The sequence below is a fragment of the Actinokineospora cianjurensis genome (assembly GCF_003663795.1).
GTDB classification, from domain to species: Bacteria; Actinomycetota; Actinomycetes; order Mycobacteriales; family Pseudonocardiaceae; genus Actinokineospora; species Actinokineospora terrae.
Window position 1 is genome coordinate 3,138,681 of the sequence record NZ_RCDD01000001.1, and the last position, 15,072, is coordinate 3,153,752.

12 protein-coding genes are annotated in these 15,072 nt (G+C 71.4%); 11 read left to right on the forward strand and 1 reads right to left on the reverse strand.

Annotated features, from left to right (window positions below):
- The first annotated feature begins 245 nt into the window (after window positions 1-245).
- From hisF to hisI, 3 genes are read left to right on the forward strand one after another with little or no spacing between them, the layout of a single operon-like run.
- A complete protein-coding gene (gene hisF / locus CLV68_RS14080) occupies window positions 246-1,019 on the forward strand; it encodes an imidazole glycerol phosphate synthase subunit HisF (protein ID WP_121390741.1) in 774 nt (257 codons plus the stop codon).
- Window positions 1,016-1,360 (forward strand): hypothetical protein, encoded by a 345-nt coding sequence (locus tag CLV68_RS14085; RefSeq protein WP_121390742.1) that lies wholly within the window; start codon window positions 1,016-1,018, stop codon window positions 1,358-1,360. The genes hisF and CLV68_RS14085 overlap by 4 nt, the downstream gene beginning before the upstream one ends.
- A complete protein-coding gene (gene hisI / locus CLV68_RS14090; RefSeq protein WP_121390743.1) occupies window positions 1,357-1,710 on the forward strand; it encodes a phosphoribosyl-AMP cyclohydrolase in 354 nt (117 codons plus the stop codon). Before CLV68_RS14085 ends, hisI begins: the two co-directional genes overlap by 4 nt.
- Here the strand turns inward: hisI and CLV68_RS14095 are convergent.
- The gene (locus tag CLV68_RS14095) at window positions 1,691-2,296 is read right to left on the reverse strand and encodes a TetR/AcrR family transcriptional regulator (RefSeq protein ID WP_121390744.1); all 606 of its coding nucleotides are present in this window, start codon (window positions 2,294-2,296) and stop codon (window positions 1,691-1,693) included. The genes hisI and CLV68_RS14095 overlap by 20 nt on opposite strands.
- Before the next feature lie 296 nt (window positions 2,297-2,592).
- Here CLV68_RS14095 and CLV68_RS14100 point away from each other — a divergent pair, with 296 nt between their 5' ends.
- The 8 genes from CLV68_RS14100 to CLV68_RS14135 all read left to right on the forward strand — a co-directional run bounded on the left by CLV68_RS14100 (window position 2,593) and on the right by CLV68_RS14135 (window position 15,004).
- Window positions 2,593-4,152 (forward strand): anthranilate synthase component I, encoded by a 1,560-nt coding sequence (locus CLV68_RS14100; protein ID WP_121390745.1) that lies wholly within the window; start codon window positions 2,593-2,595, stop codon window positions 4,150-4,152.
- On the forward strand, window positions 4,145-4,660 hold the full coding sequence (locus CLV68_RS14105; protein ID WP_121390746.1) for a Trp biosynthesis-associated membrane protein: 516 nt from the start codon (window positions 4,145-4,147) through the stop codon (window positions 4,658-4,660). Before CLV68_RS14100 ends, CLV68_RS14105 begins: the two co-directional genes overlap by 8 nt.
- 112 nt (window positions 4,661-4,772) lie before the next feature.
- Window positions 4,773-5,582, forward strand: a complete 810-nt coding sequence (gene trpC / locus CLV68_RS14110) for an indole-3-glycerol phosphate synthase TrpC (protein WP_121390747.1) — start codon at window positions 4,773-4,775, stop codon at window positions 5,580-5,582.
- A complete protein-coding gene (gene trpB, locus CLV68_RS14115; RefSeq protein ID WP_121391197.1) occupies window positions 5,579-6,814 on the forward strand; it encodes a tryptophan synthase subunit beta in 1,236 nt (411 codons plus the stop codon). The genes trpC and trpB overlap by 4 nt, the downstream gene beginning before the upstream one ends.
- Window positions 6,815-7,606 carry a tryptophan synthase subunit alpha gene (gene trpA / locus CLV68_RS14120; RefSeq protein ID WP_121390748.1) on the forward strand — a complete coding sequence of 264 codons (792 nt, stop codon included), beginning with the start codon at window positions 6,815-6,817 and terminating at the stop codon, window positions 7,604-7,606.
- 83 nt (window positions 7,607-7,689) lie between these two features.
- Window positions 7,690-8,790 carry a prolipoprotein diacylglyceryl transferase gene (gene lgt, locus CLV68_RS14125; RefSeq protein WP_121390749.1) on the forward strand — a complete coding sequence of 367 codons (1,101 nt, stop codon included), beginning with the start codon at window positions 7,690-7,692 and terminating at the stop codon, window positions 8,788-8,790.
- A gap of 135 nt (window positions 8,791-8,925) precedes the next feature.
- Complete coding sequence (gene gltB, locus CLV68_RS14130) at window positions 8,926-13,491, forward strand: glutamate synthase large subunit (protein ID WP_121390750.1); 4,566 nt, start codon at window positions 8,926-8,928, stop codon at window positions 13,489-13,491.
- Window positions 13,484-15,004 (forward strand): glutamate synthase subunit beta, encoded by a 1,521-nt coding sequence (locus CLV68_RS14135; RefSeq protein WP_121390751.1) that lies wholly within the window; start codon window positions 13,484-13,486, stop codon window positions 15,002-15,004. Before gltB ends, CLV68_RS14135 begins: the two co-directional genes overlap by 8 nt.
- The last annotated feature ends 68 nt before the right edge of the window (window positions 15,005-15,072 follow it).

A 15,072-nucleotide genomic window follows, 5' to 3' on the forward strand; every position in this document is an offset into this window, starting at 1 on the left:
TCTGAACCTATCGACCCCGCCGGTTTGTCAATAGGGGGTGGCGGAGGGGTGTGGATGGTTCGCGGGGTTGTGGATAGAGGAGGGGTGTTCGGGATGTGATCCCCGGTCTTGCGACCCCGATCATGTAGGCGGCGGCCCGGGTGGAGTCGGACTTGAGGTTGAGGCGTGCCAGAGCGCCGTCACCCGCTCCTGCCGCCGCGGTCGGTGCTCGTCGCCGCGGTGGGGGCGCGAAGTAGGCTCGGCGCATGCCAGTAGCGGTCCGTGTGATCCCCTGCCTCGACGTCGACGCCGGGCGGGTGGTGAAGGGGGTCAACTTCACCGACCTCGTCGACGCCGGTGACCCGGTCGAGCTCGCGGCGGCCTACGACGCCGAGGGGGCCGACGAGCTGACCTTCCTCGACGTCACCGCGTCCTCTTCGGACCGGGAGACGACGCTGGACGTGGTGCGCCGCACCGCCGAGCAGGTCTTCATCCCGTTGACCGTCGGCGGCGGCGTGCGCACGGTCGAGGACATCGACCGGCTGCTGCGCGCGGGCGCGGACAAGGTCGGCGTCAACACCGCCGCCATCGCCCGTCCCGAGTTCCTCCGCGAGGCGTCCCACCGCTACGGCGCCCAGTGCGTCGTGCTGTCGGTCGACGCCCGCCGGGTGCCGGAGGGGTTGGCGCCGACGCCGTCCGGGTTCGAGGTCACCACGCACGGCGGCAGGCGCGGCACCGGCATCGACGCCGTCGAGTGGGCCGCGCGGGGCCAGGAACTGGGCGTCGGCGAGATCCTGCTCAACTCCATGGACGCCGACGGCACCAAGGCCGGGTTCGACCTGGAGCTGATCCGGCTGGTGCGCGCGCGGGTCGACGTGCCGCTGATCGCCAGCGGGGGCGCGGGCGACCTGGCGCACTTTCCGCCCGCGGTCGCCGAGGGCGCCGACGCGGTGCTCGCCGCCAGCGTGTTCCACTTCGGACAGTTGCGGATCGGCGAGGTGAAGGACGCGCTGCGCGGCGCCGGGGTCGAGGTCAGGTGAGGCCGCTGGAGATCAGGGTCGCCTGCCTGCTGCTGGTCGGGTCGGCGGTCGCGTTCGTCGTGATCGGCCTGGTGCGCGGCGACTCGGCCGCGCTGCGGTTCCCGGTGATCGTCGGCGCGCTCGGGGTGCTGGCCGGGGTGAGCGTGTTCCTGGGCAGGTTCGCGGGCGCGGTGGTCGCGTTCGCCGTCCTGGCCGCGGTGGCGCACGCCACGATCGCGTTGGACCCGGCGCAGGCGTGGATCCGCGTCGGCTCGGGGTTGTTGGCCGCGGCGCACGTGTACGCCGGGGTGTTGGTGCTGACCCGCCCGGCGCGGGAGTTCATGGGGAAGGTGGCACGGTGACCGGTCTCGACCCGGCGATCGCGGCGCGGCTCAAGCGCAACGCCGACGGACTCGTGTGCGCGGTGGCGCAACAGCGCGGCACCGGCGAGGTGCTGATGGTGGCCTGGATGGACGACGAGGCGCTGCACCTGACCCTCACCACCCGCCAGGCCACCTACTTCTCCCGCAGCCGCGGCGAACTCTGGGTCAAGGGCGCCACCTCCGGCAACACCCAGGCCGTCCACGACGTCCGCATCGACTGCGACGGCGACACCGTCCTGCTGACCGTCGAGCAGACCGGCGGCGCCTGCCACACGGGGGACCGGACCTGCTTCGACGCCGGGCCGCTGCTCAGTCCAGCGGCCCCGTGAGGTAGCGCTGCAGGGTCGGCCCGACCGCCTTGACCACGGTCTCCACGTCGCTGGCCGCGATCGGGTCGAACCTCGCCACGTACCGCACCACACCCAGCCCGATCATCTGCGACGCGACCAGGTTCGACCGGATCTCGCCGTGGTCGGCCGCGACGCCAGCCAGTTGGCCGAACACGTTGTTGTGGAAGAACTCCCGCAACGCCTTCGCGACCTTCTCGTGCGAGGCGACACTGCGGATCATCGCCGCGAAGATCCCGCCGTCGTGCGCGTCCCAGATGGTGAGGAACGTCCGGACGATCCGCTCACCGAGGGTCGCCGGATCGCCGCTGCCCAGGACCTGGCTGATCTGCTCGCGCGGGTTGAACGGCAACCGCAGCACCGCCTCGGCGAACAGCGCCTCCTTCCCCCCGAACCAGTGGTTGACCATGGCGGCGTCCACCCCCGCCTTGCGCGCGATGGCCCGCACAGTCGCCCCGTCGTACCCCTGCTCGGTGAACACCTCCCTGGCCGCCGTCAGCAGGGCAGCCCTGGTATCGGTCCCACCAGGCCGCCTGCCGCGCTTGCGCTCGCCGTTGGAGCTCGTCACCCGACCATCATGGACTACCGGCCCGGGGGGCTCAACACGCGTTGAAATATCGGGTGCGCCAAGCGGCGGGCCAAGCCGACCTCGGTACCTGATCGCGAGGGTTCGCTGCGGACACCCGCGGTCGCCGACTGACTGGTTGCTGGGGCACTCGACGACGAGAACGGCGAGTTGCTGCTCGTTGTCATGTTTCTGCCATCCGGTCACGACAGGCTCTGTCGTGAGGTGTTCGTGCTGGTCGGTGGGGTGGTGGTCGCGCCCGGGGGAATTGGGTCGCGGGGGCACGGCAGAATGACGCCATGGTGAGTGCGATCGGTGTGGCCGCCCGGACCGCGGTTGGTGTGGGTGGGATGGGTGGGGTGAGTCCCAGTCGGGAGGAGTTCCACGCGTTGGCGGCTGATCGGCGGGTCGTGCCGGTGGTGCGGCGGGTGTTGGCCGATGCCGAGACGCCGGTGGGGGTGTACCGGAAGTTGGCGGGGGACCGGCCGGGGACGTTCCTGCTGGAGTCCGCGGAGAACGGGCGGTCGTGGTCGCGGTGGTCGTTCATCGGGGTGAGCAGCCCGGCGGCGTTGACCGCGACCGGGGGCGAGGCGCACTGGACCGGGACGCCGCCGATCGGGTTGCCGCAGGGGGGTGACCCGCTCGACGCGCTGCGGGAGACCGTCCGGTTGCTGCACTCGGACCCGCTGCCCGGCCTGCCCCCGCTGACCGGCGGCATGGTCGGCTTCATCGGCTACGACGCGGTCCGCAGGCTCGAGCGGCTGCCCGAGCTCGCCGAGGACGACCTGGAGCTGCCGGAGCTGGTGATGCTCCTGTCCACCGACCTCGCCGCGCTCGACCACCACGAGGGCACCATCACCCTCATCGCCAACGCCGTGAACTGGGACGACTCGCCGGAGCGGGTCGACGCGGCCTACGACGACGCGGTGGCCAGGCTCGACGCGATGGTGCTCGGCCTGCAGACCACCGCGCCGCCCACCGTGGCGACCTTCGAGCAGCCCGCCCCCAGCTACACCCGCAGGCGCGAGCCCGAGGAGTTCCAGGCCGCCGTGCTCGCCGCGAAGGAGGCCATCCGCGCGGGTGAGGCGTTCCAGGTGGTGCTCTCGCAGCGGTTCGAGGTGCGCACCGAGGCCGACCCGCTCGACATCTACCGGGTGCTGCGGACCACCAACCCCAGCCCGTACATGTACCTGCTGCGGCTCGACGGCTTCAGCATCGTCGGCTCCAGCCCGGAGGCGCTGGTCACCGTGCGCGACGGCCGGGCGACCACGCACCCCATCGCGGGCACCCGGTGGCGCGGGGTCGACGCCGAGGAGGACAAGATCCTGGAGAAGGACCTGCTGGCCGACGAGAAGGAGCGCGCCGAGCACGTCATGCTGGTCGACCTGGGCCGCAACGACCTGGGGCGGGTCTGCAAACCGGGCAGCGTGCAGGTCGTCGACTTCTTCCGGGTCGAGCGCTACAGCCACGTCATGCACATCGTCTCGACCGTCACCGGGGAACTCGCCGAGGGCAAGACCGCATTCGACGCCGTCGCCGCCTGCTTCCCCGCAGGCACCCTCTCCGGCGCGCCCAAGCCCAGGGCGATGGAGCTGATCGAGGAGCTCGAACCCACCCGCCGCGGCCTCTACGGCGGCGTCGTCGGCTACCTGGACTTCGCGGGCGACGCCGACACCGCGATCGCCATCCGCACCGCCCTGGTCCGCGACGGGGTGGCGTACGTGCAGGCGGGGGCCGGTGTGGTCGCCGACTCGAACCCGGCGGCCGAGGACACCGAGTGCGTCAACAAGGCGGGCGCCGTGCTCGCCGCGATCGCCACCGCCGAGACCATGCGCCCGGCGACCGAGGCCCGTGGCTGACCCGGCGCCGACCCCGGCCCGACGTCCACTGTGGATCGTGGCGGGCCTGCTGCCGCTCGCCGCGGCCGCGCTCTGGGGCGCCTCCGCGCTGACCTGGGAGCACTCGGTGCGCGGCAGGCCGGGCACCGACCTCACGGTCACCGTCGACATCCCCGGTGGCGAGGTCGCGCCCGCGTTGGTCCCGTTGGCGGTACTCGCGGTCGCGGCGGTGGCGGGCACCCTCGCGCTCAGCGGCCTCTGGCGGCGGCTACTGGGCGTGGTCGTGGCCCTGCTCGGCTTGGTCCCGGTGTTCCAGGGGCTGGTCGAGGGCACCGGGTTCGCGGGCCGGGCACTCGCGGTGGCCGGTGGCGCGCTGATGCTCGCCGCGGGCGCCGTCCTGGTGCTCCGGGGCCACCGCGCACCCCGGCTCGGCGGCAGATACCGCAGCCCAGGAGCGGTGAAAGAGGCCGCGCGGGATGAAGAAGACCTGTGGCGGGCGTTGTCCGAGGGGGAGGACCCCACGCGTTGAAGCGAGGACCCGGTTCCGAGGAGGGGGACGGGCCGGAGTTAGCATCAATTCGGCGGGAAGGGGCAGTGGTTGTGAGGGACTACACCAGTCAGACATCGGTCCGGGGTGCGAAGTGAGCATTCTGGACTCGATCATCGACGGTGTCCGGGAAGACCTCGCCGAGCGCGAGGGGGCCGTTCCCTTCGACACCATCAAGGAGTTGGCGGCGCGCGCCGCGGCACCGCGCGACGCGCTGACCGCGCTGCGCGGCAACGACGTGGGCGTCATCGCCGAGGTCAAGCGGCGCAGCCCGTCCAAGGGCGACCTGGCCACCATCGTCGACCCGGCCGCGCTGGCCGTGGACTACGCGGCGGCCGGGGCGCGGGTCATCAGCGTGCTCACCGAGGGGCGGCGCTTCGGCGGGTCGCTGGCCGACTTCGACGCGGTCCGCGCCAAGGTCGACATCCCGTTGTTGCGCAAGGACTTCATCGTCAGCCCGTACCAGGTGCACGAGGCCCGCGCGCACGGCGCCGACCTGGTGCTGCTGATCGTGGCCGCGCTGGAGCAGAACGCGCTGGCCTCGCTGCTCGACCGGGTCGAGTCGCTGGGCATGACCGCGCTGGTCGAGGTGCACACCGCGGAGGAGGCCGACCGCGCCCTGGAGGCGGGCGCGCGGGTCATCGGCATCAACGCCCGCAACCTGCACACCCTCGAGGTCGACCGGGACGTCTTCGGCAGGCTGGCCCCCGGGCTGCCTGCCGAGACGATCAAGATCGCCGAGTCCGGGGTGCGCGGCCCGAGCGACCTGATGACCTACGCGGGCGCCGGTGCCGACGCGGTGCTGGTCGGCGAGGGCCTGGTCGCCACCGACGACCCCAAGGCGGCGCTGGTCCAGCTGGTCACCGCAGGCTCGCACCCGGCGTGCCCGAGGCCCGGCCGATGACCGACGCCCCCAAGATCGATCCGCACGTGCAGGGCGAGCACGACCCCGACACAAAGGGCCACTTCGGCCCCTACGGCGGCCGCTACATGCCGGAGGCGCTGATCGGCGCCCTCGACGAGCTGTCTGCCGAGTACGACAAGGCCAGGCTGGACCCGGGGTTCACCGCCGAGTTCACCCGGCTGCTGCGCGACTACGCCGGACGGCCCTCCCTGCTCACCGAGGCGCCGCGCTTCGCCGAGCACGCGGGTGGCGCGCGGGTGTTCCTCAAGCGCGAGGACCTCAACCACACCGGCTCGCACAAAATCAACAACGTGCTCGGCCAGGCGCTGCTCACCAAGCGGATGGGCAAGAAGCGGGTCATCGCCGAGACCGGCGCGGGCCAGCACGGCGTGGCCACCGCGACCGCGTGCGCGCTCATGGGCCTGGACTGCGTGGTCTACATGGGCGAGGTCGACACCGAGCGGCAAGCGCTCAACGTCGCCAGGATGAAGCTGCTCGGCGCCGAGGTCATCCCGGTCAAGTCCGGGTCGCGCACGCTCAAGGACGCCATCAACGAGGCGCTGCGCGACTGGGTGACCAATGTGGACACCACGCACTACCTGCTCGGCACGGCGGCAGGCGGGCACCCGTTCCCGGTGATGGTGCGCAACTTCCACAAGGTCATCGGCATCGAGGCGCGCGCGCAGTACCTGGAGCTGACCGGCAGGCTGCCCGACGCGGTCACCGCCTGCGTCGGCGGCGGGTCCAACGCCATCGGCATCTTCCACGGCTTCATCGACGACGCGGCGGTCCGGTTGGTCGGCATCGAGCCGGGCGGCAAGGGCATCGACTCCGGCGAGCACGGCGCGACGCTGAGCGAGGGCAGCCCCGGCATGCTGCACGGCGCCCTGTCCTACCTGCTGCAGGACGAGGACGGCCAGACCACCGAGGCGTACTCGATCTCCGCCGGTCTCGACTACCCGGGCGTCGGTCCCGAGCACGCGTGGCTCAAGGACACCGCCCGCGCCGAGTACCGGTCCGCGACCGACGACGAGGCCATGCACGCCTTCCAGCTGCTCTCACGCACCGAGGGCATCATCCCGGCGATCGAGTCGGCGCACGCCCTGGCCGGGGCGCTGGAGCTGGGCCGGGAACTGGGTCCCGAGGGGCACGTCCTGGTCAACCTGTCCGGTCGCGGCGACAAGGACATGGACACCGCGGCCAAGTACTTCGGCTTCTACGAGGAGAGCTAGATGGGGCTGGACCCGGTGTTCGAGCGGACCCGCGGCGAGGGCCGGGGCGCGCTCATCGGCTACCTGCCCGCCGGGTTCCCCACCGTCGACGGGTCCGTCGACCTGCTCAAGGGCATGGTCGACGCGGGCTGCGACCTGGTCGAGGTCGGCGTCCCGTACTCCGACCCGGTGATGGACGGCCCGGTCATCCAGGCCGCCGCCGAGACCGCGCTCAAGGCCGGGTTCCGGCTGCGGGACCTGTTCACCGTCGTCGAAGCGGTGTCGGCGGCCGGGGGCAAGGCCGTGGTGATGACGTACTGGAACCCGGTGTTCCGCTACGGCGTCGACAGGTTCTCCCGCGACCTCGCCGCCGCCGGTGGCCTGGGCATCATCACCCCCGACCTCATCCCGGACGAGGCCGACGACTGGCTCGCCGCCTCCACCGCGCACGGCCTGGACCGCATCTTCCTGGTCGCCCCGTCCTCGTCGGAGCAACGCATCGCCAGCACCGTGGCCGCCTCCTCGGGCTTCGTGTACGCCACCGCGGTCATGGGCGTCACCGGCGCCCGCGACCAGGTCGGCGTGTCGGCGTCGGGCCTGGTGGAGCGCACCAGGGCGCACACGTCGCTGCCGATCGGCGTGGGCCTCGGCGTGCGCTCGGGCGCCCAGGCAGCCGAGGTGGCCTCCTTCGCCGACGCGGTCATCGTGGGCTCCGCCTTCGTCACCCGCGCCCAGGAAGGCGTCCCCGGCGTCCGCGCCCTGGCCACCGAACTGGCCGACGGCGTCCGCACCACCCCGCAGCCGATCGGGTGAACAGAGCGCCCAGGTCTTCCCGATAGGGCCGGTAGGGGCACCACTTCACGGCCAGGCCACCCGGTCCCGTTACCGTAGCCCCCGTGACGAGCGCCTCCACTGTCTTCCTGGCGAGCATCCCCAGTCCGGACCGCGGCGTCTGGGAGCTGGACCTGGGGGTCTTCACCCTCCCGCTGCGGGCCTACGCGTTGTGCATCATCGCGGGGATCATCGTGGCGATCTACTGGGGTGAGAAGCGGTTCGTCGCGCGCGGCGGGCAGCCGGGGACGGTGCTCGACGTCGCGGTGTACGCGGTGCCGTTCGGGTTGGTGGGTGGGCGGCTCTACCACGTGGCCACCGACTACTACCGGTACTTCGGCGAGGGCAAGAACCCGCTCAACGCGCTGCGCATCTGGGACGGCGGGCTGGGCATCTGGGGTGCCATCGCGCTCGGGGCGGTCGGGGCGTGGATCGGGTGCCGCCGCAAGGGCGTGCCGCTGCCGGTGTTCGCCGACGCGATCGCGCCCGGGATCATCACCGCGCAGGCGATCGGCCGGATCGGCAACTACTTCAACCAGGAGCTCTACGGCGGGCCGACCGACCTGCCCTGGGGCCTGGAGATCTACCGGCGGGTCAACGAGTTCGGCCAGGAGGACCCGCTCAACGGCGTGGCCATCGACCACACGCTCATCGACGGCAGCCCGGTCCACCCCACGTTCCTCTACGAACTGGTGTGGAACCTGCTGATCGCCGTCGTCGTGGTGCTGCTCGACCGCAAGCTGCGCCTGGGCCACGGCCGCGCGTTCGCCATCTACGTCGCCGGGTACACCGTGGGCCGCGGTCTGATCGAGATGATGCGCACCGACCCGGCCACCATGGTGCTCGGCCTGCGGATCAACGTGTGGACCTCGATCCTGCTGTTGCTCGGCGCGCTCGTCTACTTCGTGCTGGCCGCCAAGCGCGGACCGCGCGAGGACCTGGCCGCGCTGACCCCCGCGACCGATCCGCCCACCGAGTCGGACGAGTCGGAGGACGAGTCCGATGAGTCCGACACCGACGACGAGTCCACCGCGGACGACGAGGACGAGGACGACGCGGACGACAAGCCCGCCAAGGAGAAGACCCCCGCGCGGGGCCCGGCGGAGTCGACCGAGGACGGCGGCACCCCCACCGCCGACGGTGGGGACACCCCCGCCAAGGCGTAGGTCGGAACATGCCGACCCTGTTTCCGGGCTGTTAAGCTCGAACCACACACTCGCGGGCCGCTGCCGTCCCGCGCCCAGGACCGGTTCGCCACCGTGCGCACCGGCCGAGCGCGTGATCCGCAGACAGGAGCCTCCATGCTGTTCTCGGCCGTTCCGCGCCCTGACGGCCTCTACGACCCCACCGCCGAGCGGGACTCCTGCGGCGTGGCGATGGTCGCCGACATCCGGGGCCGCCGCTCGCACGGCATCGTCGCCGACGCGCTGACCGCACTGGCCAACCTGGAGCACCGCGGCGCCGCCGGGGCCGAGCCGACCAGCGGCGACGGCGCGGGCATCCTCGTGCAACTGCCCGACGACCTGCTGCGCGCCGAGGTCGGCTTCACCCTGCCCGAGCCGGACGAGAGCGGCGCCCACGGCTACGCTACCGGCCTGGCGTTCCTGCCCGCGGACACCGACCGCCGCGCCGAGGCCGTCGCGCTCATCGAGCGCACCGCCGCGCAGGAGGGGCTGCGGCTGCTGGGCTGGCGGCACGTCCCGGTCGACCCGGACGCCGCCGGGATCGGGCCGACCGCGCGGTCGGTCATGCCGCACTTCGCGATGCCGCTGCTGGCCGGGTACCCCGACGGCGAGGGCAGCTGCCCGACCGGGATCGAGCTGGACCGGCTGGTGTACTGCCTGCGCAAGCGGGTCGAGCACGACAGCGCCGCCGCCGGGTGCGGGGTGTACTTCCCGTCGCTGTCGGCGCGGACGCTGGTCTACAAGGGAATGCTGACCACCGCGCAGTTGCCCGCGTTCTTCCCCGACCTGCGCGACCCCCGGCTGCGCAGCGCCATCGCGCTGGTGCACTCCCGGTTCTCCACCAACACCTTCCCGTCGTGGCCGCTGGCGCACCCGTTCCGGTTCGTCGCGCACAACGGGGAGATCAACACCGTCCGCGGCAACCGGAACCGGATGCGCGCCAGGGAGGCGCTGCTGTCCTCCAGCCTGCTGCCGGGCGACCTGAGCAGGCTGTACCCGGTGGTCGACCCGGACGGGTCGGACTCGGCGTCGTTCGACGAGGTGCTGGAGCTGCTGCACCTGGGCGGCCGGAGTCTGCCGCACGCGGTGCTGATGATGATCCCCGAGGCGTGGGAGAACCACGCCGGGATGGATTCCGCGCGCCGGGCGTTCTACCAGTTCCACGCGAGCCTGATGGAGCCGTGGGACGGACCGGCGTGCGTCACCTTCACCGACGGGTCCCTGGTCGGGGCCGTGCTGGACCGCAACGGGCTGCGTCCGGCGCGGTGGTGGCGGCTGGCCGACGACCGGGTGGTGCTGGCCAGCGAGACCGGGGTGCTGGACGTGCCGCCGGAGCAGGTCGTGGCCAAGGGGCGGTTGCAGCCGGGCCGGATGTTCTTGGTGGACACCGCCGCGGGCCGGGTGGTCGACGACCAAGAGGTCAAGGACGCCCTCGCGGCGCGTCACCCGTACGAGGAGTGGCTGCACGCCGGGCTGCTGAAGGTCGCCGACCTGCCGGACCGCGAGCACGTGGTGCAGCCGCACGAGTCGGTGCGGCGCAGGCAGCTCACCTTCGGTTACACGGAGGAGGAGCTGAAGGTCCTGCTCACCCCGATGGCGGTCACCGGGGCGGAACCGATCGGCTCGATGGGCACCGACACCCCGCCCGCGGCGCTGTCGCAGCGGGCGCGGCTGCTCTACGACTACTTCAAGCAGATCTTCGCCCAGGTCACCAACCCGCCGCTGGACGCGATCCGCGAGGAGATCGTCACCTCGGTGCAGCGGATCATGGGACCGGAGCAGAACCTGCTCGAACCGGGGCCCGCGTCCTGTCGGCACATCCAGCTGCCGTACCCGGTGATCGACAACGACGAGCTGGCGAAGCTGATCCACGTCAACGACGACGGCGACCTGCCCGGGCACTCCTGCACTGTCCTGTCCGGACTGTATGAAGTGGATGGTGGCGGCGCCGCGCTGACGGCCGCGGTGGAGCGGGTGCGGCAGGAGGCGTCGGCCGCGATCGCCGCGGGGGCCAGGACGTTGGTGCTCTCCGACCGCGACTCCGACCACCGGCTGGCGCCGATCCCGTCGCTGCTGCTCGTCTCGTCGGTGCACCATCACCTGGTGCGCACCAAGGAGCGGCTCCGGGTGGCGCTGGTGGTGGAGAGCGGCGACGCCCGCGAGGTCCACCACGTCGCGCTGCTGCTGGGCTACGGCGCGGCTGCGGTGAACCCGTACCTGGCGTTCGAGACGATCGAGGACCTGATCTCGCACGGCGCCATTACCGGCGTCGAACCGCGCACCGCGATCGGCAACTACGTCAAGGCGCTGGTCAAGGGCGTCCTGAAGATCATGTCCAAGATGGGCATCTCGACCGTCGGCGCTTACACGGCCGCGCAGGTCTTCGAGTCGTTCGGGCTCGCGACCGAGGTGCTCGACGAGTACTTCACCGGCACGACGTCGAAACTCGGCGGGGTCGGTCTTGCCGTCATCGCCGCCGAGGCGCGCGCCCGGCACCGTCGGGCCTACCCGGACAACCCGGCTGATCGCGTGCACCGGCGTCTGGACGTGGGTGGCGAGTACGCGTACCGGCGCGAAGGCGAGCTGCACCTGTTCACGCCGGAGACGGTGTTCCTGCTCCAGCACGCGACCCGCACCGGCCGTGAAGAGGTCTACCGGCAGTACAGCGCCGAGATCGACCGGCTTAACCGGGCCGGTGGGGCACTGCGTGGCATGTTCCTGTTGCAGCAAGCGGCTTCGCCGATCCCTCTAGACGAGGTCGAGCCGGTTGAGGCCATCTTGTCGCGGTTCAACACCGGCGCGATGTCCTATGGCTCTATCTCCGCCGAGGCGCACGAGACGCTCGCGATCGCGATGAACATGATCGGCGGTCGGTCCAACACCGGCGAGGGCGGCGAGGACTCCGACCGGTTGCACGACCCGGCGAGGCGATCGGCGATCAAGCAGGTGGCGTCCGGCCGGTTCGGGGTGACCAGCGAGTACCTGGTGAACGCCGACGACATCCAGATCAAGATGGCGCAGGGCGCGAAGCCGGGCGAGGGCGGGCAGCTGCCGCCGAACAAGGTGTACCCGTGGATCGCGCGCACCCGGCACTCCACCGCGGGCGTGGGGCTGATCTCGCCGCCGCCGCACCACGACATCTACTCGATCGAGGACCTCGCGCAGCTGATCCACGACCTGAAGAACGCCAACGAGAACGCGCGCGTGCACGTGAAGCTGGTGTCCGAGGTGGGCGTCGGCACGGTGGCGGCGGGGGTGTCGAAGGCGCACGCGGACGTGGTGCTGATCTCCGGGCACGACGGCGGCACCGGCGCGTCCCCGCTGAACTCGCTCAAGCACGCCGGGACGCCGTGGGAGATCGGGCTCGCCGAGACCCAGCAGACGCTGGTGCTCAACGGGCTGCGCGACCGGATCACCGTCCAGGTCGACGGGGCGCTGAAGAATGGCAGGGACGTGGTCGTCGCCGCGCTGCTCGGCGCCGAGGAGTACGGGTTCGCGACCGCGCCGCTGGTGGTGGCGGGGTGCGTGATGATGCGGGTGTGCCACCTGGACACGTGCCCGGTGGGCGTGGCTACGCAGAACCCGGTGCTGCGCGAGCGGTACACGGGGCAGGCCGAGCACATCGTCAACTACTTCCGGTTCGTCGCCCAAGAGGTGCGGGAACACTTGGCAGCGCTGGGGTTCCGCACGCTCGATGACGCTATCGGGCACGCGGAGCTGCTGGCGGTCGATGACACTATCGAGCACTGGAAGGCGCAAGGGCTTGATCTGACGCCGGTGTTCGCGGTGCCTGAAACGCCCTATGGCACCGCGCGTCGTCGTGTTCGCGTGCAGGACCACGGGCTCGCACATGCCTTGGATCGAACCCTGGTGCAGTTGGCGGAAGCCGCGCTTGAGGACGCCCACCCGGTGCGGTTGGAGCTACCGGTGCGCAACGTCAACCGGACCGTAGGCACGTTGCTCGGCTCGGAGGTGACTCGACGCTTCGGAGGCGATGGGCTGCCGGACGGGACTATCCACGTACGGCTAACCGGGTCGGCAGGGCAGTCGCTCGGTGCGTTCCTCCCGCACGGGATCACGCTAGAGCTGTTCGGTGACGCTAACGACTACGTGGGCAAGGGGTTGTCGGGCGGGCGGATCGTGGTACGGCCACACGAGGACGCTGTGTTCGCAGCCGAACAGCAGGTCATCGCGGGCAACGTGATCGCCTACGGCGCGACCTCGGGCGAGGTGTTCCTGCGCGGCCGGGTGGGGGAGCGGTTCGGGGTGCGCAACTCGGGCGCGGTGATCGTCGCGGAGGGGGTGGGCGACCACGCCTTCGAGTACATGACCGGCGGGCGGGCGGTCGTCCTCGGCCCGACCGGCCGCAACCTGGCCGCGGGCATGTCCGGCGGCGTCGCCTACGTCCTGGACCTGGACCCCGCGCTGGTCAACCCGGACATGGTCGAACTCCAGCACCCCGCCGCCGACGACCTGCGCTGGCTACGCGACACCATCACCCGCCACCACGCGTGCACCGGATCAGCCGTCGCCGCCTCTCTCCTCGGCGACTGGACCCGCCGCGCCGCCGGTTTCACCAAGGTGATGCCCCGCGACTACCAACGCGTCCTCGCCGCCATCCGCCTCGCCCAAGCCGAAGGCCGCGACGTGGACACCGCCATCATGGAGGCATCCCGTGGCTGACCCGAAGGGATTCCTGGCTCACGCGCGCGCCGACGCGGCGAAGCGGTCGGTTGACGAGCGGTTGGGGGATTGGCGCGAGGTCTACCGGGACCTGCCCGTCGTCGAGCGGGACCGTGAGGTCGGTACCCAGGCGAGCCGGTGCATGGACTGCGGGATCCCGTTCTGCCACTCCGGGACGGCGGGGTGCCCGCTGGGCAACCTGATCCCCGAGTGGAACGACCTGGTCCGCCGCGGCGACTGGGCGATGGCGGGGGAGCGGCTGCACGCGACCAACAACTTCCCCGAGTTCACCGGTCGGCTGTGCCCGGCGCCGTGCGAGGCGGCCTGCGTGCTGGCCATCTCGCCGGACGCGGGCGGCGCGGTGGCGATCAAGCGGGTGGAGAGCACGATCGCGGACGTGTCGTGGGAGCGCGGCTACGTCGAGGCGGTGCGCTCCACGGTCTCCTCGGGGCGTCGGGTCGCGGTCGTGGGGTCCGGCCCGGCCGGGCTCGCGGCGGCGCAGCAGTTGACCAGGGCCGGGCACGAGGTCACCGTGTTCGAGCGCGACGACCGGCTCGGCGGGTTGCTGCGGTACGGCATCCCGGAGTTCAAGCTGGAGAAGAAGGTCCTGGACCGGCGGCTGGCGCAACTGCGGGCCGAGGGGACCCGGTTCGTGACCGGCTGCGAGGTCGGCGGGACCGGGCCTGGTGCGTTGCCGGTAGAGCGGCTTCGGGCGGACTACGACGCCGTGGTGCTCGCTGTGGGGGCATTGCGCGGTAGGGACGTTGCTGAGGTCCCTGGGCGCGCGTTGCGCGGCGTGCATCTAGCGATGGACCATCTCGTTCCCGCTAACCGTGCCTGCGAGGGCGATGGCCCTACCTCCATCGACGCGCGCGGCAAGCACGTTGTCATCATCGGCGGCGGTGACACTGGCGCCGACTGTTACGGCACAGCGGTCCGTCAAGGCGCGTTGTCGGTGACGCAGCTGGACCAATACCCGATGCCACCACGCCAGCGCGACTCCGACCGCTCTCCTTGGCCCGTGTGGCCGTGGATCCTGCGCACTTATCCCGCGCACGAGGAGGGCGGGGAACGTCTCTTCGCGGTGGCAGTGGAAGAGTTCTCGGGCGATGCAAGCGGCGCCGTTAAGTCGCTGCGGCTGCGTGAGGTCAAGGTAGCCAAGGATCCCGCTACCGGTGTGCGTTCAGTCGTCCCGGTGGGCGACCGCGTGCAGGAACTCCCCGCAGACCTGGTCCTACTGGCAATCGGCTTCGAGGGCGTCGAACACATGCCCCTCCTAGAGGGACTCGGCCTGACACTTAGCCCCCGCAGCACCATCTCCTGCGGCCAAGACTGGCAAACCACAACCCCCGGCACTTTCGTCTGCGGCGACGCCCACCGCGGCGCCTCCCTAGTCGTCTGGGCCATCGCCGAAGGCCGCTCGGTGGCACACGCCGTAGACGCATACCTGACCGGCGCGTCAGACCTGCCCGCTCCAGTTAGGCCCAACGCGCTTCCATTGTCCGTGCTGTGATTCCACGCGATCCCCTGCCAGCTGTCTGCCGCCATCACCGTTGGCGCTGCTGACAGGACTGACAAGCG

Excerpts from the sequence above, each read along its gene's own strand:
- hisF (WP_121390741.1), top strand. The coding sequence starts at position 246 with ATGCCAGTAGCGGTCCGTGTGATCCCCTGCCTCGACGTCGACGCCGGG.
- CLV68_RS14100 (WP_121390745.1), top strand. The coding sequence starts at position 2,593 with ATGGTGAGTGCGATCGGTGTGGCCGCCCGGACCGCGGTTGGTGTGGGT.
- trpB (WP_121391197.1), top strand. The coding sequence starts at position 5,579 with ATGACCGACGCCCCCAAGATCGATCCGCACGTGCAGGGCGAGCACGAC.
- trpA (WP_121390748.1), top strand. The coding sequence starts at position 6,815 with ATGGGGCTGGACCCGGTGTTCGAGCGGACCCGCGGCGAGGGCCGGGGC.
- gltB (WP_121390750.1), top strand. The coding sequence starts at position 8,926 with ATGCTGTTCTCGGCCGTTCCGCGCCCTGACGGCCTCTACGACCCCACC.